Raw genomic sequence first — 20,093 nt, 5'->3', positions numbered from 1 at the left:
GGATAGAAAATCTCATTTTTTGTTTTTAGGGGCATGAGTTAGAGTAGCGCCACATTTTATGAACAGATAACGCCTTGGGCGCGTTGAGGATACAACGGTGGATTTAACACTTTACGTTAAATTTTTTCTCGGCTTAGTTGCGATAATAAATCCTTTTGGTTTGTTGCCGGTTTTTGTTAGCTTAACTAGCCACCAGACTGAAGCAGAAAGAAATCAAACGGCTAAAGTCGCCAACTTTGCCGTTGTGGTGATTTTATTGGTGACGATATTCGCAGGTCAGCATATTCTAAACCTGTTTAGCATTTCACTTTCAGCCTTCAGAATTGCCGGCGGTACCCTTATTGCAATTATCGCCATGTCGATGCTTCAAGGTAAATTAGGTGAAGTTAAGCGCAATAAAGAGGAGGGGCGTGAAGCTTCTGCAATGGACTCTGTGGCTGTAGTGCCTTTGGCTCTGCCATTAATGGCAGGTCCCGGTGCAATCAGTTCGGTTATCGTCTCCTCTGCTGAACATGGTAGCCTACAAGATCTTTTAGGCATGTCACTCGCCGTGGTCGTGTTTGGTGTGTTGAGCTTTTTATTATTTAGAATGGCACCGATCATTTTCAAAATATTAGGCAATACCGGGATTAACGTGATCACCCGTTTAATGGGCTTGATAATGCTATCGATCGGTATCGAAGTGATTGCGGCGGGAGTGAAAGGCTTTTATCCAGGCTAACTGAAAGTCTAATATAAGGTTGTCTAAAGAGTTGGCAACGAGAATACGAGTGAAACAAAGGCACCAATCGGTGCCTTTGTTTTTATACTGGTTTACCTTGAACCCTTAGAAATCACCGTTAAAGTCCATCATAGAGTGAGTTTTCGCGCTAAATAGGTGCTGGTGTAGCCTTGCTGCAAATCCATCTGTCATGCCTGAGATATAATCGGCAATCACTCTGTGACTGTTTTCGCCCAAGCGTTCACTTGCGAGCCACCGCTCTTGAGTATTAAGAGGCAGCAGCCTTTCTGGATCTGAGATAAACGCCTCAAATAGCTCCATCACTATCTGTTGGCCTTTATATTCAAGCATCTGTATTTCGGGCTTGCGGATCACGTATTTATAGACAAACTGTTTTAATATACTAAGGGCGTCAGCAAAGGCGGTTTCCAATGCGGCGTTGTACTTTAATAATGGCTCATCGAAGCCTTCAACTTCGATAATTGAGATAGCGGTAACGAAGCCATTTACTAGGGTACCTATTGCGTCTTTACGCTCGTGATGTTTTGAAGAGAATAGCCGCTGGCTGATGGTGGAAAACTCCTTTTTGAGCCATGGATCTTGGCTATTGCAAAGCGGCCTAGATACATCGCATAGCCATTGCTGTTCACTGACAATACCCATCACTATGGCATCTTCTAAATCATGAACCGCATAGGCAATATCATCGGCCAGTTCCATGATAGAACAATCTAGAGACTTATAGCGAGTGCGCTTATGTTTTAGCTCTTTGGTTGTATGACTCGATAGGAACTGTTGTCTGTCTCGCTCAGAAAGAGGGTCTAATACCCATGCTAAGACGTCACTGTCGTCATCAAAAATGCCTTTCACGGGCGGCCACTTTGACGGCTTCAGTTGCCTAAAATCTTCGACCGTCGCGCTAGGTTCAGGACTATACAGTTGAGAATGGAGCGCTGGGTACTTCAAAATTCCCAATAGCGTACGACGACAGAGATTCATGCCGTAGTGTTCGGTATAGGGTTCAAGCTTGGTTAATATGCGAAAGGTTTGACCATTTCCCTCGAAGCCACCGTGGGCACGCATCATATAATTGAGCGCAACTTCACCACCATGGCCAAAAGGGGGATGACCAATGTCGTGGGCTAGACACAAGGCTTCGATAAGGCTCATTGACTCAATCAAGTGGCCGAATTGAGGCTGCTTTTGCTTGAGTTGTGCGCTGATCCCTGTACCAATTTGTGATACTTCAAGAGAATGAGTAAGCCGGGTACGATAAAAATCATTCATACCCACTCCTAACACTTGAGTCTTAGCCTGTAAGCGCCTAAATGCTGCGGAATGAAGTATCCGTGCACGGTCTCGCTGGTAGGGGCTGCGATTGTCGTTGCGCCTGTGTTTATCTTCGCCGTGACGTCTTTCATTCCACACTTGATGAGGCATAACCGTTCCTTTATCGCTTATAGCAGCTTATTGATATCGTCTAGATCTAGGGTAAAGCTTGGAATAAAGCACTCGATGAAATAATTGACTGCGGGATTAGGGTCATTCTTTAAACTTTGTTCTAGCCGTTTTTGCGCGGTATTAAATTCGGTATTGCCAGCTCGTTTCTCTTCTAAACACTTAAGGTAAGCACAAAGCGTATCCGCTGATTTTACCAATGCCTTGTATTCACTATCGGCATACTCGCTAGTCAGTAACGCTTGATAATCTTCTTTAAACTCTTCAGGCACCATTTCGAGTAGACGCTGCTCGGCAATCGCTTCAATTTTCTTGTATTCGGCTTCTATTTCTTTATTGAAGTACTTGACCGGGGTTGGGAGATCACCCGTTAGGATTTCACTGGCGTCATGAAAGATTGCGATGGTTGCAGCTTGATAAGGGTCGAAGTTGCCTTGAAATTTTTTGTTGCTAATTAAGGCTAGTGCATGCGCAACCATAGAGACTTGCAGCGAATGTTCTTGAACATTTTCAGTGCGAACATTGTACATAAGTGGCCAGCGTTGAATTAATTTCATCCTTGCTAGGTGGGCGAATAAGTGGCTCATTGCGGTCCTTTTGGCGTTAGGAGAGGGACCAATTGAGATTAGCATAGTTGTAATACAAAAAAACGACCCGAAGGTCGTTTTTATTAAATGCTAGCGAATTAACTACTTAGCAGGATTCTATCTATTGCTTATAGCTTCCTAGGAAGTCGCCAAACTCAGATAGTGCTTTAGTCAGCTCCTCTTTGTAAGGCAGGAACACAACACGTACATGATCGGGTTCCGGGTAGTTAAACGCAGAGCCCTGTACTAGTAAAATCTTGCGCTCCTTCAATAAATCCAACACTAAGCGTTCATCATCGCGTAGGTTAAATTTCTTTTGATCTAGCTTGGCAAAGGCATACAAAGCCCCTTTAGGTGTTTTCACGCTAACACCTGGAATCGAGTTAAGCATATCGACACAAGCATCACGTTGTACCCGTAGACGTCCGCCGGGCTGTACTAACTCATGAATGCTCTGGTAACCACCTAAGGCTGTTTGAATGGCGTGTTGACTCGGCACATTAGCGCACAAGCGCATAGAGGCAAGCATATCAAGGCCTTCAACATAACTCTTTGCTGCTTTCTTGTTACCAGTTAGCATCATCCAACCTACGCGGAATCCTGCAGCACGATAAACTTTAGATAGACCATTAAAGGTCACAGTTAAAATATCGTCTGATAGACTTGCAGCAGGAATATGCTCGGCTTCATCGAATAGGATCCGGTCATAGATTTCATCTGCGAACAGAATCATGTCGTTTTGGCGACAAAGTTCGATCACTTCGAGAATAAGCTCTTTTGAATAGACTGCACCAGTTGGGTTGTTCGGGTTGATTAACACGATACCGCGGGTTCTTGGCGTGATTTTACTCTTGATATCATCAATGTCCGGAAACCAATCAGACTCTTCATCACAACGATAGTGCTGTGCCTTACCACCCGACAAGTGAACAGCCGCCGTCCACAGTGGATAGTCCGGTGAAGGAACCAATATTTCATCACCGCTGTTTAGTAAACCTTGCATAGCCATAACGATGAGTTCTGATACACCGTTACCGATGTAAATGTCTTCGATATCGACACCAAAGATCCCTTGTGATTGGTAATGTTGCACAATCGCTTTACGGGCAGAAAATAGACCTTTTGACTCACAGTAACCTTGCGCGCTTGGCAGGTTCAAAATCACATCTCGTACGATCTCTTCTGGGGCCTCAAATCCAAATGGGGCAGGGTTACCGATATTCAGTTTAAGAATACGGTGACCTTCATCTTCTAGACGACGGGCTTCTTTATGTACTGGACCACGAATGTCGTAACATACAGAATCTAATTTGTTGGACTTGATAATAGGGCGCATCTACACCTCGAAAATGCATAAAACGTAGGTCAGAAATGACTTTAACTTAGTTGCAGGCACAATAACGAAATTTACGGGACAAATAAAGGATTAATTCACTGATTAGGCGGGCTTTTGGAGATGATCCTGCCGACAAAGTTCGGTATGAACCCCTACTTTAGATGTTTGTGCTGTTTGGCTTTGGGTGGATAGTTGTTAGTATTGCGATTCTTATATTGGCACTATTTAAGTCTAAATCGCTTTTTTGCTAACAAGATCGCTTTTTTAAGGCATTACTAATACGGCAATAAAAAAAGCCAGCGTTAACGCTGGCTTGATAAGGCAGTTTAAAAACTTAAACGCGCTTCTTGAATTCGTTTGTGCGAGTATCGATTTCGATCATATCGCCAGTCTTAACGAAGTCAGCAACACTTAGCGTACCGCCGCCAGTGATAGTAGCAGGCTTCATTACTTTACCTGAAGTATCGCCACGAGCTGAAGGCTCAGTGTAAGTTACTTCACGAACAACTGAAGTTGGTAGTTCTACTGAAATTGCTTTGCCTTCGTAGAAAGTTACTTGGCAGTTCTCTTCCATACCGTCAACGATATATGCAGCAGCATCACCTAGGTTTTCAGCTTCAACGTCATACTGGTTGTATTCTGCATCCATGAATACATACATAGGATCAGCGTAGTATGAATAAGTACAGTCTAGACGCTCTAGAATGATATCTTCCATCTTGTCTTCACCTTTAAAGGTGCTTTCAGTAGTAGAATCTTGTAGAACGTGCTTAAGTTTTAATTTAACGATTGCAGCGTTACGGCCTGAACGAGTTGTTTCAGTTTTTTGAACAACCCATGGGCTGCCATCTAACATGATCACGTTACCAGGACGGAGTTCATGAGCAGTTTTCATTACACAATTTCCTATTTTAGGTTTTTCTATTTAAACGTAGTATCTTAGCTATTTTTGACGAATTGAACTAGTCGAGAAACAAGATCTACATCATTTATCGCATCGATTGGCCACTGTTTTGCGTGGTGCAATAGTGGCAAATCGATTAAATTTAGTTTTTGCCAATGGCTAGTCGTTAGCTCTTGCTCTTCATTGTTAAAGGCAAGATTTAACGCTTTCCAGCTTTTCGCTAATGCTGGCGGCAGATTATTACAGTAAAGCTGCATAAAGGCATCTAATTTTATTAGATGATAGTCGTCTTCTTGAGCATATATGTGCCAAATGAAGGGTTTTGCTGCCCATTGGGCCCTTAAAAACGAATCTTCACCGCGAACAATATTAAAATCACAGCTCCAAAGTAACTTATCGTAGCCCTCTTGATCTGTCATTGGCAAAATATGGATGATCAAATTGCCAAGCTTAATCTGCATTCCTGCCGTGAGAGTATCAACTGAGCAGGGTAGTATCGATTGTAAACTATTAAGGCTACGGCCTTTTGGGAACAAAGCATGAATTGTTTGTTCACTATTTTGCCATGTTTCACAAAGTGCGAGCAACGCACTCGATTCATAGCTAAAAACGCTGACTACTTTGTCACCTATTTCGATGCCGCTCAGTCCAAGGCTTGAAAAAAGATCTAGGCGATTTTGTGGTTCTCGCTGCCAAGCATCACGTTTTTCAAATAGCGTATTTTCACAAATCAGCCCACCAGTTTTAGCCGTAAACCCTGGGAAGTAAAAGTACTTCTTTAGGCCACTGGGTTGCATAGAGGGCAGGCCATGGCATCCCTCAACCCAAGACTCAGCACTGAGATATTCAAGATTGAGCCACAAAGGTGGCTTTGCTGCATTTGAATCGAGTTTGAATGCCTGCTGCATTAAAATTAACTGGCTTTTTACTTGTTCGGGCAATTCACACGCAAATGCCTCAATAAGCACATTACCAGGTTGATAAGTAACGGCTAATGGCTCTGACCATCGATTAATGGTGACACCAAAATGGACCTGACTAAGGAGATTAGGATCTAATGCAGGTAGTATATGTGAGAAGCTATTTAAATCATCTACCCATAGGGTGATAGCAATGGATTGCTCAGCAGACAATTGTTTTGCGAGTCGCCAGGTAACGCCAATATCACCATAATTATCAACGACTACACAAAAGATATCCCAACGTTCAGGGGCTTTTTCACTTGCCATGTTACAAAAATCTCACTGTATCAGCTCAATATGAGGCGGTTAAATAGACGATTGACTCGCTTTGTTAATGAGACAAAAAAGCGGCATAAAAATATGCCGCTTTTACAGAAATGCGATAAAGCAAAAATTGGCTTTATATCGCTATTCGTTAGTCTTCTAGCTCTGCTAGACACATCTCTTCGTAGATCTGCTTAACCCATGCATCTACGCGCGCTTCGGTTAGTTCAGGTTGACGGTCTTCATCAATACCTAAACCGACAAAATGCTTGTCGTCTGCTAAACCTTTAGATTCTTCAAAGTCATAGCCTTCGGTAGGCCAGTGGCCAATCACTACAGCGCCACGAGCTTCAACAATCTCGTTAACCATGCCCATCGCGTCAAGGAAGTATTCAGCGTAATCTTCCTGATCACCACAACCAAAGATTGCGACTAATTTATCTTCAAAGTTGATCTGCTCAAGTTCTGGGAAGAAGTCATCCCAATCACATTGTGCTTCGCCATAATACCAAGTTGGAATGCCGAAAATAAGCAGATCGTAATCTGCAATCTGTTCCTTGGTACTTTTGGCAATATCTTTTACCTCAACCATTTTTTTACCCAGTTTCTTCTGGATCATTTTGGCGACGGCTTCGGTGTTGCCTGTATCAGACCCGAAAAAAAGACCTACTGTTGCCATTGTTGTTCCTTTAATATCTAGTTAACTATTAATGGTATGCGTGTTTTGAAAGTGGTTTAGTTACTAACCAGCTTTTGCAGTATAGATTCGATTAGTTGGCTGCGGCTGATATTACTGGCCAAAGCTTGTTCATTCAAGGCGTCGTATAAATCTTGTGACACCTTTAACTCTATTCGTTTTAATCCGTTCGCACGGTCACGCTGAATTTGGTTTCTTTTATTGATTTTTAGCTGTTGGTCTCGAGGCAATGGATTGCTGCGAGGCCGACCACGTCGCTTTTCTGTTGCGAACAGATCAATGGTGGTTCTATCTGATGTTTCTTTTGCCATTGAGTTCGTATTTACCCGATACCTGAGCTTTCCCAGGTCATCTGTATAATCCCTTTTGCAATAAACCCGGCGCAGCCGAGAAATAAAACAAGCCAAACGATGTTTCGTCCAAACGTAGGCACATTGCCTTGTTTGAGTACATCCCTAATGGCCATACCAATAAAAAAGAAAATGGCTGCAAAAAACAGGTTTAAGCCGAGTGCTTCAATCTGTTCCATATATTGCATTAACATACACCATTCCTTTCTAGGCTAAAAAAAGTTGCGCGAATATACCATATAAGTTTTCGAGCGGCTATATGCTTTACACCTTTGTATTGGGAAAATTCCCGTTGTTGTGTCTTAGTTGTTTGTAATAAATTCTTTAACTATTCGGTTGAAAATGGCAGGTTTTTGCGCATGTAGCCAATGCCCTGAACCCTCAATTGTTTTTGCTTTGACCTTTGGGAACTGAGTCATAATGGCTTGTCTGTGTTCGGCGGTAACATAATCAGAGTCTCCGCCGCGAATAAATAAACAGGGACCTTGGTAAGGCTGATGAAATGCAGGCCAATCTATGATGTTGGCGTAACTTGCCTTAAGTCCAGAAAGGTTCATCTTCCAGGTAAAACCCTGCTCAGCTCGGGTGAGGGACTTCAACAGAAACTGTGCGGTGCCATCATCGATATCGCAAGATTTCATATGAGCGAGTGCCTGACGGCGATCTTTGATCTCTGCAAGCGGCATAGACTCCAATGCTGCAAAGACATTATCGTGCCGGCTCTTGTAGGCTACAGGTGCAATGTCTGCGACCACCAGCTTACTGACCAAGTTGGGGTAACAAAGCGCCGTCGCCATCGCGATCTTGCCGCCCATTGAGTGACCAACGATTATGGCCTCTTTTTCTGGCAATTGTTCAATTAACTCTGCAATGCTACTCGCAAGGGAGCGGTAATCCATATTGGCTACTGAAGGACTCGCACCGTGATTAAGTACATCAACCCTGACTACAGAAAAGTTGTCTTCGAGTGTTTTGCCTAAGGCCTTTAGATTATCAAGATCGCCAAATAATCCATGGATCAGAATGACAACCGGGCCTTGACCACTTTTGACGTAATGCATTTTGCTACCGTTTGTTGCACTTAGATGGCGCAGATTGTGCCTAGGTTTTTGTCAAAATCCAAGATAGCGCTAAAAAACACCTTTGTTGTGATGGATTTTTATACATATAGGGCTTAGTAAATGGTCTCTTTCAACCTTTGATCGCAGTTTTCATTTATTGGCGCTTTATCAAGACCCTAAACCTCGCTACACTGAGCTGATAATTCGGGATAGTAATGCGATCCGATCGTATTTAAGAACACCGATCCGCTTTTCTACTTAAGGAAGATAACTGTTATGAAATATATCGAAGTTGATGAAGAGCTTTATCGACACATCGCCAGTAAGACTGAACATATTGGTGAGAGCGCTTCGGATATTTTGCGCCGTATATTGGGACTAAGAGTTGATTCAGTGGTACAAGAAGAACCCGAAGAGATAAGTCACCCAAGCCTAGATCAATCTGCGCCCAAATTGGAAAAGGTTAAGCCTGTTAAGGCTGAACCCGTTTCAGATTTTTTAAGTGTGCTCGACCTAGAACTGCTTGCGGCTCAGAAGGGGGCTGTTGGGCGTTTTCTATTTATTCTCGATACTGTCTATCAGGCGTCGACCACTCAATTTGAACAAGTTTTGCAAATCCAAGGTCGCGACCGCCTATATTTTGCTACTTCAAAAGAAGCCTTGTTAAAGGCGAGCAAATCGGCCAATCCGAAAGAGATCGGTAAGAGCGGTTTCTGGGTGACGACTAACAATAATACTGCAAAGAAGCGCACTATATTGTCTGAAGTGTTAACTCAGTTTGGTACTAGCGAAGAGCAGATTGAACAGCTAACCGCAAAGATTTAATTCAAGCAAGTGGCGCAACCTTAAAGACCCGCGCCACTCGTCGACCTAATAACATGAGTTGTTAGGCGATAGAGAAATGTAGGAGAGGGGACTTGGCGTTACACAAGAGAGCAGGATTGATTGCAGAGCAAACGGATTTGGTCAACATACCCAAACTCGTCAGTCTATATTACCGTTTATCTCCCAATGAAGCCGATGCAGCACAAAGAGTGACATTTGGCACATCCGGGCATCGGGGCAGTGCTACTAGTAAAAGTTTTAATGAAGCGCATATATTAGCCATCGCACAAGCGGTAGCCGATTATCGTAAAGGTGCAAATATCACCGGTCAGCTGATCCTCGGGATCGACACTCATGCCTTGTCTCAGCCTGCCGCAATGTCGGTTATTGAAGTACTTGTGGCAAATGAGATCTGTGTTGTTGTCCATCAAAATGATGGCTATACGCCGACTCCTGTCGTGTCTCATGCCATTATCAGTGCTAATTTAGGCAAAAAAACAGGTGATGCTTTAGTAGATGGTCTGATTGTCACTCCGTCCCATAATCCGCCTCAGGATGGTGGGATTAAATACAATCCACCTCACGGCGGCCCAGCTGAAGGTGAGATCACTACTTGGGTAGAAAATAGAGCTAACCAATACTTAGCCAATCAGTTAGAAGGCGTTAAGCGAGTCAGTTATGCTCAGGCTTTAGCAAGCCAGTACTTGCTAGAGAAAGACCTAATTACGCCTTATGTTGAAGATCTGAACAATGTTATCGATATGGAAGCTATTGCTAAGTCTAACATTCGTCTAGGCGTCGACCCACTTGGTGGTTCCGGCGTTCACTATTGGCAACCTATCGCTGAACATTATGGCATCGATATTACGCTGCTAAACGATAAGGTCGATCCAAGTTTTAGCTTCATGCCACTAGATAAAGACGGCAAGATCCGTATGGACTGTTCATCGCCCTATGCGATGGCTGGATTATTAGCGCATAAAGATAACTATGATCTCTGTTTGGGTAATGATCCTGATTTTGATCGTCACGGAATCGTCTGTCCAGGAAGTGGTTTGATGAATCCTAACCATTTCCTTGCTGTCGCAATCGACTATTTGGTGACCCATCGTCCAGAGTGGACCGAGGAGATGGTGATTGGTAAAACTCTGGTTTCCAGCGCGATGATCGATAAAGTTTGCCAGATGCATAACAAGCGCATGTCTGAGGTGCCTGTTGGCTTTAAATGGTTTGTAGAAGGGCTTGCTAACTGTGATTTTGCTTTCGGTGGTGAAGAGAGCGCTGGTGCAGCGTTTTTAAGGCGCGATGGCAGCACTTGGTGTACCGACAAAGATGGATTTATCCTTTGTTTATTGGCCGCTGAAATTTTTGCTGTTACTGGCAAAACCCCACAGCAGCGATACCAAGAGCTTGAAGCTCAGTTTGGTGAAAGCTTCTATCAGCGCATAGACAGCCCTGTGAGTCTCGAAGATAAGGCTAAGTTTGCTAATATTAAGCCAGAGACGATTACAGCTAAGAGTCTTGCGGGTGATGAGATCTTGCAAAAACTCACTCACGCACCGGGTAACAACGCTCCAATTGGCGGCATTAAGGTTGTGACGGCTAATGGATGGTTTGCTGCGCGACCATCAGGAACCGAAGCGTTGTTTAAGCTTTATGGTGAGAGTTTCGTTAACCAAGAACATTTGCAACTGTTATTAGAGGAAGCGAAGCGCATTGTCGCAGAAGCACTCAAATAGTCATTATGACGTAAGTAATAACGTTTAATTAGAAAAGGCACCTGAGGGTGCCTTTTTTATTGCCTAGACATTAGAGAATGTGATTAATAGCTGATATGACAGCTAGGTAAATTATTTTTCGTTAAATAATCTTGGTGGTAGGCCTCGGCCTGATGGAACTTCTGGCAAGGCACAATTTCCGTCACTATCTGTCTACTGCCCCATTTAGCACTTTTTATCAATGCAAGCTTACTCGCTTCAGCGACTAACTTCTGTTGTTTATCATGAAAGAAAACTGTGCTGCGATACTGACTGCCTATATCGCCACCTTGTTGGTTTAAGGTGGTAGGGTTGTGATTTTGCCAGAATACTTGTAGCAACTGTTCGAAAGTGACCTTGTCTGCATCGTACTCTACTTGAACAACTTCAGCATGTCCGGTGGTGCCAGTTTTGACCTCATTATAGCTGCTGTAACAGTCTTTTCCGCCCATATAACCACACGTACAGTCAATGACACCTTCAACTTTTCTAAAGAAGTATTCAACTCCCCAAAAACATCCTCCGCCGAATGTTGCTAATGCCATTGCTGTCTCCTTAATGGTTTATAAAATTAAATAGCCGTTTGGATGGCTAGATGGCTTTATCTTGTTTTATTTTTTTCCGTTACGCAAGTAAAAAAATGCATGGCTGCTTATTTGTTGTACTACACAGGCTAAAAAGGACACGAGATACATGAGTCAACTATGCTACTATCGAGCGAGAATTAGCGGCGCTAGGTGTTACAACTCCCCGTGGTAATTGTAATTTCTGCCAAAATAAAGCTGACATCGATAATAAGGAGTAGTTTGTGTTTCACGAATTGAAACAGTCTAAGGACTTTTTAGCGCTAACCTTGGCGCACCCGCAATGTTTACCTGAAAGTTTTTCGTTTGATCTCGCAAATCGAATCCATGTAGAGGTTTGGGATACTGGTGTGATTATGTTTGAGCCTATCGGGGGAACGCACACTAAGGATATCGTCTTATCCTGTGCCGTCCACGGTAATGAGACCGCACCAATTGAGTTATGTAATGATCTTATGACCCAACTGCTTGGTGAACAACTAGAGCTTAAGCAAAGGGTGCTGTTTCTCATAGGCAACCCACCGGCTATTCATAACGGAACCCGCTTTATTGATGAAAACCTTAATCGATTATTCAATGGCGCACATTCACTCGGTGACGGGCTTTGTAATCCTGAGAGAGTAAGAGCGAAAAAGCTTGAGCAGTATGTCGATAAGTTTTTCAGTGCCGTGTCTGGTGAACGCCATAGAATGCATTACGACTTGCATACTGCAATACGGGGCTCTAAGCATGAAAAGTTTGCTATTTATCCTTACAGAGGTAGCCGTAAATACAGTAAAGAGCAGATTATGTTTCTTGAGTCCTGCGGCGTAAATACCATTCTATTCCACCACGAACCCACAACAACCTTTAGTTACTTCTCTTCTGAAAATTACCATGCCGATGCCTTTACAATCGAACTCGGTAAGGTGTTCCCTATGGGACAAAATGACATGACCCGCTTTATTGCGATGAAAGAGATGTTAACGCTATTGATGAGTGGTAAATCGCTGCAACTGCCAGCCTTTGACATGAATCGTTTAAATCTCTACCAAGTTTGCCGCTCGGTAAACAAGCGATACGATGACTTTGAATTTACTTTTGCTAACGATGTTGAGAACTTTACCGCTTTCCCTAAAGGTTACACCTTGGCGAAAGAGGGGGGAGAAACGGTGAAAGTAGAGCATGAGTTTGAATCCATTGTATTCCCAAATGCTAAGGTGCCTGTAGGCCAGCGGACTGTTTTGTGCTTAAAGTCAGCCGATGAAAGTAATTTGGACTAAATTCAAACTGAATAACTGTGCATGTAAACCAATATATACATGCACACAGATGCTAAGTTATCGTTTCAATGATGGGAAGTATTGAGAGTTAGTTTACGTTAACGTAATGTTCTTCCCGCGTATTAAAATAGATAGGTGCTGAATTTGTCGTTTATCAGCACCATAAATAACAAGAGCACATTATGAGCAACGCAACAACGAATGCTGAAACAGTCCATCGCGTGAGCTTTTTAGATAAAGACTCACTAGCGATCCCAATTTTGAAAATTCTACAAGCGGACGGTACTGCGTACGAAGAAGCTGTATTACCGGTTATCGATGAAAAACTAGCAGTTAAAATTCATGATACCTGTGTGTTTACCCGTGTCTTAGACGAACGTATGTTGGGTGCGCAGCGTCAGGGGCGAATTAGTTTCTATATGACCTGTACTGGCGAAGAAGCGTCAATTGTTGGCAGTACAGCAGCCCTTGAAGAAGGGGATGTCATTTTGGCTCAGTATCGTGAGCATGCAGCACTTAGATACCGCGGTTTTACTACTGAACAGTTTATGAATCAGATGTTCAGTAATGAAAAAGATTTTGGCAAGGGCCGCCAGATGCCGATCCATTACGGCAGTGAAGCGCTTAACTATCAGACGATTTCATCGCCGCTAGCCACTCAGATCCCTCAAGCAACTGGCGTTGGCTATAGCCTAAAAATGCAAGGCAAACGCAATATCGCTATCTGTTATTTTGGTGAGGGGGCAGCATCAGAAGGCGACTTCCATGCAGGCCTTAATATGGCGGCAGTACTCAGTTCTCCTGTTATCTTCTTCTGCCGTAACAATGGTTACGCTATTTCAACGCCAACCGATGAGCAGTTCAAAGGTAATGGCATAGCGAGTCGTGGTGTGGGTTACGGCATGCATACCATCCGCGTTGACGGCAATGATATGTTGGCAGTACTTGCTGCAACTCAGCAGGCAAGGGCGTATGCATTAGAACACAATGCGCCAGTGCTCATTGAAGCCATGACTTACCGCTTAGGCGCACATTCATCTTCGGACGACCCATCGGGTTATCGTTCTAAAGATGAAGAAGCAAAATGGCAACAACATGATCCAGTGAAGCGCTTTAAACTTTGGATGATCAATAAAGGTTGGATGAATGAGCAAAAAGATGCCGATCTTTACGTTAAGTATCGTGAAGAGGTGTTATCTGAACTAAAAGTTGCAGAGAAAGTTCCTGCACCTCATATCGATTACATTATTGAAGATGTTTACGATACACCAACACCAATTCTGAAAAAGCAACTGGCGGATCTGAAAGATCACGTTAAGAAATATCCAGAATCCTACCCAAAAAGCGCAGGGAGAATATAAGCCGTGGCTCAAATGAATATGTTGCAAGCCATTAACCAAGCCCTAAGCTCGGAAATGGAAGCGGATAAGAAAATGATGGTGTTTGGCGAAGATGTCGGACATTTTGGCGGGGTCTTTAGAGCGACATCAGGTCTACAAGAAAAGTTTGGTCGTGAGCGTTGTTTCAACACTCCGCTGACCGAGCAGGGGATCGCTGGTTTTGCCAATGGTTTAGCATCTAATGGCATGACGGCCGTAGCTGAAATTCAGTTTGCTGATTATATCTTCCCGGCTATCGATCAAATCGTCAATGAGAGCGCCAAGTTCCGTTACCGTAGTGGTAATGAATTTAATGTTGGCGGACTGACTTTCAGAACGCCTTATGGCGGTGGGATTGCAGGTGGCCATTATCACTCTCAGTCGCCAGAGGCCTATTTTACTCAGACGCCCGGTCTTAAGGTCGTTGTACCAAGAAACCCAGAACAAGCTAAAGGCCTGCTTATCGCCTCTATTCGCGATAAAAACCCAGTGATCTTTTTTGAGCCTAAACGCTTATACCGCGCATCGGTTGGCGAAGTCCCCGAAGGCGATCATGTTATTGAGTTAGGGAAGGCCGAAGTCGTTAAACAGGGCACCGATATCACCCTATTAGGGTGGGGCGCTCAGATGGAGATCTTAGAAAATGCCGCCGAGATGGCAGCTAAGAAAGGGATCTCGTGTGAAATTATCGATTTGAGAACACTTTCACCATGGGATGTTGAGACGGTTGCCGCATCGGTTAAGAAGACTGGACGTCTTTTGATAAACCACGAAGCGCCGTTAACAGGTGGTTTTGCCGGAGAGATTGCTGCAACGATACAAGAAGAGTGTTTCTTGTACCTTGAGTCGCCGATTGCAAGAGTATGTGGTCTAGATACGCCGTATCCTTTGATCCACGAGAAAGAATATATGCCAGACGCCTTAAAGACGTTTGAAGCGATTAAAGCATCGGTTAAATTTTAGGAGCCAGCCATGATTAAAGATTTTATCCTTCCGGATATCGGCGAAGGCGTCGTCGAATGTGAGCTGGTTGAATGGTTAGTGCAAGAAGGCGATAGTGTTGTTGAAGATCAACCTATCGCTGACGTCATGACCGATAAAGCATTAGTGCAAATTCCAGCTCCTAATGCCGGTGTGATCACCAAGCTATATTACGCCAAAGGCGAAATTGCGAAAGTACACGCACCGCTATATTCTGTCGATGTTGAAGCCGATGACGGCTCTCTAGAGGCGAGTGTCCCTGTCAAAGAGCAAGAATCTAATGAACAAGCGCCGCAAAGCGTCAGTTCATCATCTGGCACTGTTATTGAAGAGTTCCTATTGCCGGATATTGGAGAAGGCATTGTCGAATGTGAGTTGGTTGAGTGGCTGGTAGCTGAAGGTGACACAGTTGTTGAAGATCAGCCCATCGCCGATGTCATGACAGATAAAGCACTTGTTCAGATCCCAGCAATTAAAAACGGCAAAATAGTCAAACTTCATGTCCGCAAAGGCCAGTTGGCTAAGGTCCATGCACCACTGTTTGCCATTGAGGTTGCCAGTGAAGCTGGGGAGCCTGAACAAGTCTCGGCTAAAGCTGCAAACGCCGAATCTACCCCAATAGGTTCAGAAAGCGTGCCACAAGGTAAAGCGCTAGCAAGTCCGGCTGTACGCCGATTAGCCCGTTCATTGGATATTGATATCTCGAAAGTTTCCGGTTCGGGGAAAAATGGCCGTGTTTATAAGGAAGACGTAGAGCGTTATCACGCCGGTCCAGCTAAAGCTGTTACCGTTTCGGCACCAGAAGCTGTCTCTTTAGAACCTGCAGCAGTTGAAACGATTGAATCGGCATTACCTCACAAACAGTCGGTAGACCGCGTTGAGCCAATTAAGGGCGTACGTGCGGTGATGGCGAAGATGATGACCGAGTCAGTATCGACAATCCCACACTTTACCTATTGCGAGGAGTTTGATTTAACTGAACTTGTTGCACTTCGCGAAAGCATGAAGAAAAAATACTCTACCGATGAGCTTAAGCTCACCATGATGCCTTTCTTTATGAAATCCATGTCATTGGCACTGTCGAAGTTCCCAGACATGAACAGCCGTGTCAATGCTGATTGCACAGAGCAAACCTATGTCTCGAGTCATAACATTGGGATGGCGGTGGACTCAAAGGTGGGCTTGTTAGTACCTAACGTAAAAGATGTTCAAGATAAAACTATCTTGCAGATAGCTGCTGAGATCACCCGCCTGACCAATGCTGCTCGCAGTGGTCGCGTGTCTCCGGCAGATTTAAAGGGGGGGAGTATCTCTATCTCTAACATCGGTGCATTAGGTGGAACAGTAGCAACACCAATTATCAATAAGCCTGAAGTCGCAATTGTGGCGCTGGGCAAGTTGCAGGTGTTGCCACGCTTTAATGATAAAGGTGAAGTGGAAGCACGGAAAATCATGCAAGTGAGCTGGTCTGGGGATCATCGAGTTATTGATGGCGGCACTATTGCTCGTTTCTGTAATCTTTGGAAGCTTTATCTAGAGCAACCGCAAGAGATGTTATTAGCGATGCAGTGATACCTAATGCAAGACTTAAAATGGCGCTAGATATGGCGCCTTTTTTTATGGGCAGTAGCTATAGGAGTTTTAAATTTGTGAACTATTCCGTATAATTCCGCTAATCTGTTATTGCCCTTTGGTTGTATTATGAGCGCGTTTGTACCAAGTATCGAGAATATTGAATATCCCTTTCCGCCAAAACCCGTTCCTTTGTCTGATCTAGAGAAAGCTGAATCTAAAGCAAAAATTAAGCAGCTTTTAAAAGAAAAAGATGCCGTGCTTGTGGCCCATTATTATACTGACCCTGAGATCCAAGCGCTGGCTGAAGAAACCGGTGGTTGTGTATCAGACTCGTTGGAGATGGCGCGTTTTGGTCGAGATCATAGTGCAAAAACATTAATCGTCGCAGGCGTTAAGTTTATGGGTGAAACTGCTAAAATTCTTAGCCCAGAAAAAACCATCCTAATGCCAACGCTTGAAGCCACATGCTCTCTGGACCTAGGCTGTCCTATCGAGACATTCAGTGAGTTTTGTGATGCACATCCAGATCATACCGTTGTCGTTTATGCCAATACTTCAGCAGCAGTAAAAGCGAGAGCAGACTGGGTTGTTACATCGAGTATCGCCCTAGAAATTGTTGAACACCTAGACAGCGAAGGTAAAAAAATTATCTGGGGCCCAGATCGTCACTTAGGCAGTTATATTGCTAAGCAAACTGGCGCAGATATGTTGATGTGGCAGGGCGAATGTATCGTCCACGATGAATTTCAAGCTAAAGCGTTACGCGAATTGAAGAAGTTACACCCTAATTCGGCAGTACTCGTCCACCCAGAATCTCCTGCGAGTGTGGTTGAACTCGCCGATGCCGTAGGCTCAACGAGTCAGCTTATCAAAGCGGCACAAACCATGGATAACGATACGTTTATCGTGGCGACAGACAAAGGCATCTTCTATAAGATGCAGCAAGCTGCACCAGATAAGAACCTGATTGCTGCACCAACTGGTGGCAACGGCGCAACCTGTAAGAGTTGTGCACACTGTCCTTGGATGGCGATGAACGGTCTAAAAGCTATCGAGAGTGCTTTAGAAAATATTGAACCTCAACAGCATGAGATTTTTGTAGATGATAGCCTTCGTTTAGATGCCCTAAAGCCACTGGACAGAATGCTAAATTTTGCCCAAACATTGAATATGCAGGTTAAAGGCAACGCTTAAAAATCAACCAAGAAGATCAAGTTTTTATGATTTGAAATAGATCACATATTCAAGGAAAACTTGATCTATAACAATAAGCCCGTTAATACGGGCTTTTTTTTTGTTTCAAGTTTAAAAAAACGTTTACCTCTATTTGGTTTCGACTATGCTAAGGCAACAAAAATAACATTTAAACAGGGTTGTTTAACATATGAAGCAGATCAGGATTGCTAATCTCACCTTAAAGCAAAAATTTCTTATTCTTATTCTCCCACCTCTTTTTACGTCAGTGATCTTCGGAGGCCTCTATGCTAAGACCCAATACCAATTAAAAAACCAATTAGCAGAAGTGCTTGTGTTAAGTCAACTTGCTGTAACTAATGGTAATGTGGTGCATGAATTACAGAAAGAACGGGGCATGAGTGCCGGGTTTATCGGTTCAAAGGGTCAAGCATTTACACAAAAATTACCGAATCAGCGAAATGAAACCGATGCTTCTCTTAAGGCTTATCGGCAGTTTATCAATAGCAATAAGTTGCCTAATACATTTTCAACACAGATAACTCGGGTTGACTCTCTAATGGCCCAAATCCCATCGATGCGGACTCGGGTTTCAGAGCTATCAGTTTCCGTTGCTGAAGAAGTGAGGTTCTACTCAGAACTCAATGCGCTGCTGCTCAGTATTGTCGACTTGACCGCGACGAATGCTGCAAACCAGGAGATAGCGATAAGAGCCTCTGCATTTTCGGCTTACCTCCAGATGAAGGAACGAGCCGGTATTGAACGCGCAGTCCTCAGCTCAACCTTTGGTAATCAAGGATTTAAAGATGGGGTATATCGCCGCTTTGTGACCTTAGTCGCCGAGCAGGCAAGTTATCAAGAGCGCTTTATGGCCTTGGCTGATGAACAAAGTAAGGGCGATTACCAAGCTTTACTAAATGCTAGAGCCGTACAAGACGTTACACAGTATAGAAACCTTGCTTTTAATCAGTCAGCCTCAGAAATAGCCAGTCAGGATGCAGAGCTGTGGTTTCAAACATCTACTCAACGTATCGAACTATTAAGAAAGTTTGAGCACGACCTGTCAAGTGCACTGGTCTTGGTTACAGAGCAGCGTTTATTGGCGGCTACACAAAGTTTCTATGTCACCCTTTTAGGGTTGCTGTTCGCAGCGAGTCTGGTTCTGACGCTCTCTTTATTTGTACTACGTTATATTCACCGAAGTGTTGCCAACTTACATAACAGCGTTACTCGAGCTAGGGCTAGTTTTGACCTGAGTATTCGGATAGATCAAAACAGTAAAGATGAGTTTGGAGAGTTAGCTGTAGCTTTTAATGAGATGATGTCTGACTTTGAACGCGTTATTGAGCATGTCCGTAAAAACTCTACTTCCTTATTAGCAGTCGTGTCACAAATGGAGCAGTACTCCACTCAGCTGCGTCAGGATGTGGAGTTAGGTCACGGCGAAGCTGAGCAGGTGGCCTCTGCTATGACAGAGATGAGTGCCACGGTGGCTGAGATTGCGATAAATGCTGAGCGAGCATCAGAGGCATCGACTAAAGCGAGTACCGAGGCGAAAGAGGGCAATGCCGAAGTCGGCCGTACAAGTGAGGCTATCGGTGTGCTTGCAGAGGATATTCAGGACTCGTCTAAGGCTTTGGAGCAACTAGAGCAGGATATTCAAAACATTGTTGCTGTGTCAGACGTCATTAGCGGTATCGCGGAGCAGACTAACCTTCTAGCACTCAATGCCGCGATTGAAGCGGCGCGAGCAGGAGAGTCTGGTAGAGGTTTTGCCGTGGTAGCCGATGAAGTGCGTGGTTTAGCTCAGAGAGCTCAAACTGCAACTGGTGATATTAAATCCATGACTGATAGGCTACGTAATGGTGCCAATACGGCTGTATCTGCCATGGAGCGCGGCACGAATCAAACAAATGAGAGTGTTATTGAAGCCAATAAAGCCAGTTGTGAACTCGACAAAATCGTTAATCATATCGATGTTATTGAGAGTATGAACGAGCAGATTGCCGCAGCCACCCATGAGCAAAGCGCAGTTGCAGAAGAGGTGAATAGGAACGCGTTAAAAATTAGTGAGATTTATCTGCAAACCCATGGGGTCGCCGACCAATTAAGCTCTCTCACGGAGAAGTTAGTTGAAGACACTGCCGAGATGTCTAAAGAGGTGAAAAAGTTCAAGTTGAGCTGATCCTAGGTATA

Annotated in this window: 19 protein-coding genes; 9 read left to right on the top strand and 10 right to left on the bottom strand. The window is 44.0% G+C overall.

Annotation, left to right across the window (positions count from 1 at the left end; all coding sequences use genetic code 11):
- The first annotated feature begins 97 nt into the window (after nucleotides 1–97).
- Complete coding sequence (locus tag K5Q92_RS15845; RefSeq protein ID WP_220769901.1) at nucleotides 98–721, top strand: YchE family NAAT transporter; 624 nt, start codon at nucleotides 98–100, stop codon at nucleotides 719–721.
- A gap of 105 nt (nucleotides 722–826) precedes the next feature.
- On the opposite strand, the gene K5Q92_RS15840 is transcribed toward K5Q92_RS15845, so the two are convergent.
- The 9 genes from K5Q92_RS15840 to K5Q92_RS15800 form a co-directional block, all read right to left on the bottom strand.
- Nucleotides 827–2,161 (bottom strand): anti-phage deoxyguanosine triphosphatase, encoded by a 1,335-nt coding sequence (locus K5Q92_RS15840; RefSeq protein WP_220769900.1) that lies wholly within the window; start codon nucleotides 2,159–2,161, stop codon nucleotides 827–829.
- A 17-nt stretch (nucleotides 2,162–2,178) separates the two neighbouring features.
- Entirely contained in the window at nucleotides 2,179–2,766 is a 588-nt protein-coding gene (gene yfbR / locus K5Q92_RS15835) for a 5'-deoxynucleotidase (protein WP_220769899.1), read from the bottom strand.
- Nucleotides 2,767–2,887: 121 nt separating this feature from the next.
- Entirely contained in the window at nucleotides 2,888–4,102 is a 1,215-nt protein-coding gene (locus K5Q92_RS15830) for a pyridoxal phosphate-dependent aminotransferase (protein WP_220769898.1), read from the bottom strand.
- Nucleotides 4,103–4,436: 334 nt separating this feature from the next.
- On the bottom strand, nucleotides 4,437–4,997 hold the full coding sequence (gene efp / locus K5Q92_RS15825; RefSeq protein WP_202722126.1) for an elongation factor P: 561 nt from the start codon (nucleotides 4,995–4,997) through the stop codon (nucleotides 4,437–4,439).
- Between the two features lie 44 nt (nucleotides 4,998–5,041).
- Nucleotides 5,042–6,235, bottom strand: a complete 1,194-nt coding sequence (earP, locus tag K5Q92_RS15820; protein WP_220769897.1) for an elongation factor P maturation arginine rhamnosyltransferase EarP — start codon at nucleotides 6,233–6,235, stop codon at nucleotides 5,042–5,044.
- 148 nt (nucleotides 6,236–6,383) lie between these two features.
- Nucleotides 6,384–6,911 (bottom strand): flavodoxin FldA, encoded by a 528-nt coding sequence (gene fldA, locus K5Q92_RS15815; RefSeq protein ID WP_220769896.1) that lies wholly within the window; start codon nucleotides 6,909–6,911, stop codon nucleotides 6,384–6,386.
- A gap of 56 nt (nucleotides 6,912–6,967) precedes the next feature.
- Entirely contained in the window at nucleotides 6,968–7,240 is a 273-nt protein-coding gene (gene ybfE / locus K5Q92_RS15810; RefSeq protein WP_012155288.1) for a LexA regulated protein, read from the bottom strand.
- Nucleotides 7,241–7,251: 11 nt separating this feature from the next.
- Complete coding sequence (locus K5Q92_RS15805; RefSeq protein ID WP_012277330.1) at nucleotides 7,252–7,473, bottom strand: DUF2788 domain-containing protein; 222 nt, start codon at nucleotides 7,471–7,473, stop codon at nucleotides 7,252–7,254.
- 108 nt (nucleotides 7,474–7,581) lie between these two features.
- Nucleotides 7,582–8,340, bottom strand: coding sequence for an alpha/beta fold hydrolase (locus tag K5Q92_RS15800; protein WP_220769895.1), 759 nt, complete (start codon nucleotides 8,338–8,340; stop codon nucleotides 7,582–7,584).
- 276 nt (nucleotides 8,341–8,616) lie between these two features.
- Between K5Q92_RS15800 and seqA the strand changes: the two genes are divergently transcribed.
- Nucleotides 8,617–9,165 (top strand): replication initiation negative regulator SeqA, encoded by a 549-nt coding sequence (seqA, locus tag K5Q92_RS15795; protein WP_220769894.1) that lies wholly within the window; start codon nucleotides 8,617–8,619, stop codon nucleotides 9,163–9,165.
- 92 nt (nucleotides 9,166–9,257) lie between these two features.
- Nucleotides 9,258–10,904, top strand: coding sequence for a phosphoglucomutase (alpha-D-glucose-1,6-bisphosphate-dependent) (gene pgm / locus K5Q92_RS15790; protein WP_220769893.1), 1,647 nt, complete (start codon nucleotides 9,258–9,260; stop codon nucleotides 10,902–10,904).
- A gap of 83 nt (nucleotides 10,905–10,987) precedes the next feature.
- On the opposite strand, the gene msrA is transcribed toward pgm, so the two are convergent.
- A complete protein-coding gene (gene msrA, locus K5Q92_RS15785; protein WP_220769892.1) occupies nucleotides 10,988–11,467 on the bottom strand; it encodes a peptide-methionine (S)-S-oxide reductase MsrA in 480 nt (159 codons plus the stop codon).
- Between the two features lie 263 nt (nucleotides 11,468–11,730).
- On the opposite strand from msrA, the gene astE reads away from it, so the two are divergent.
- From astE to K5Q92_RS15755, 6 genes are all read left to right on the top strand, one after another.
- On the top strand, nucleotides 11,731–12,768 hold the full coding sequence (astE, locus tag K5Q92_RS15780) for a succinylglutamate desuccinylase (RefSeq protein ID WP_220769891.1): 1,038 nt from the start codon (nucleotides 11,731–11,733) through the stop codon (nucleotides 12,766–12,768).
- Nucleotides 12,769–12,950: 182 nt separating this feature from the next.
- Nucleotides 12,951–14,129, top strand: coding sequence for a thiamine pyrophosphate-dependent dehydrogenase E1 component subunit alpha (locus K5Q92_RS15775; RefSeq protein WP_220769890.1), 1,179 nt, complete (start codon nucleotides 12,951–12,953; stop codon nucleotides 14,127–14,129).
- Between the two features lie 3 nt (nucleotides 14,130–14,132).
- Nucleotides 14,133–15,110, top strand: coding sequence for an alpha-ketoacid dehydrogenase subunit beta (locus K5Q92_RS15770; protein ID WP_220769889.1), 978 nt, complete (start codon nucleotides 14,133–14,135; stop codon nucleotides 15,108–15,110).
- Between the two features lie 9 nt (nucleotides 15,111–15,119).
- Nucleotides 15,120–16,700 carry a dihydrolipoyllysine-residue acetyltransferase gene (locus K5Q92_RS15765; protein WP_220769888.1) on the top strand — a complete coding sequence of 527 codons (1,581 nt, stop codon included), beginning with the start codon at nucleotides 15,120–15,122 and terminating at the stop codon, nucleotides 16,698–16,700.
- Between the two features lie 129 nt (nucleotides 16,701–16,829).
- Nucleotides 16,830–17,897: a quinolinate synthase NadA gene (gene nadA, locus K5Q92_RS15760; RefSeq protein ID WP_220769887.1), complete on the top strand. Its 1,068-nt coding sequence runs from the start codon at nucleotides 16,830–16,832 to the stop codon at nucleotides 17,895–17,897.
- Between the two features lie 190 nt (nucleotides 17,898–18,087).
- Entirely contained in the window at nucleotides 18,088–20,082 is a 1,995-nt protein-coding gene (locus K5Q92_RS15755) for a methyl-accepting chemotaxis protein (protein ID WP_220769886.1), read from the top strand.
- The last annotated feature ends 11 nt before the right edge of the window (nucleotides 20,083–20,093 follow it).

Source organism: Shewanella sp. MBTL60-007 (assembly GCF_019654915.1).
GTDB lineage: Bacteria > Pseudomonadota > Gammaproteobacteria > Enterobacterales > Shewanellaceae > Shewanella.
This window is presented reverse-complemented; position numbering and strand designations above follow the sequence as displayed.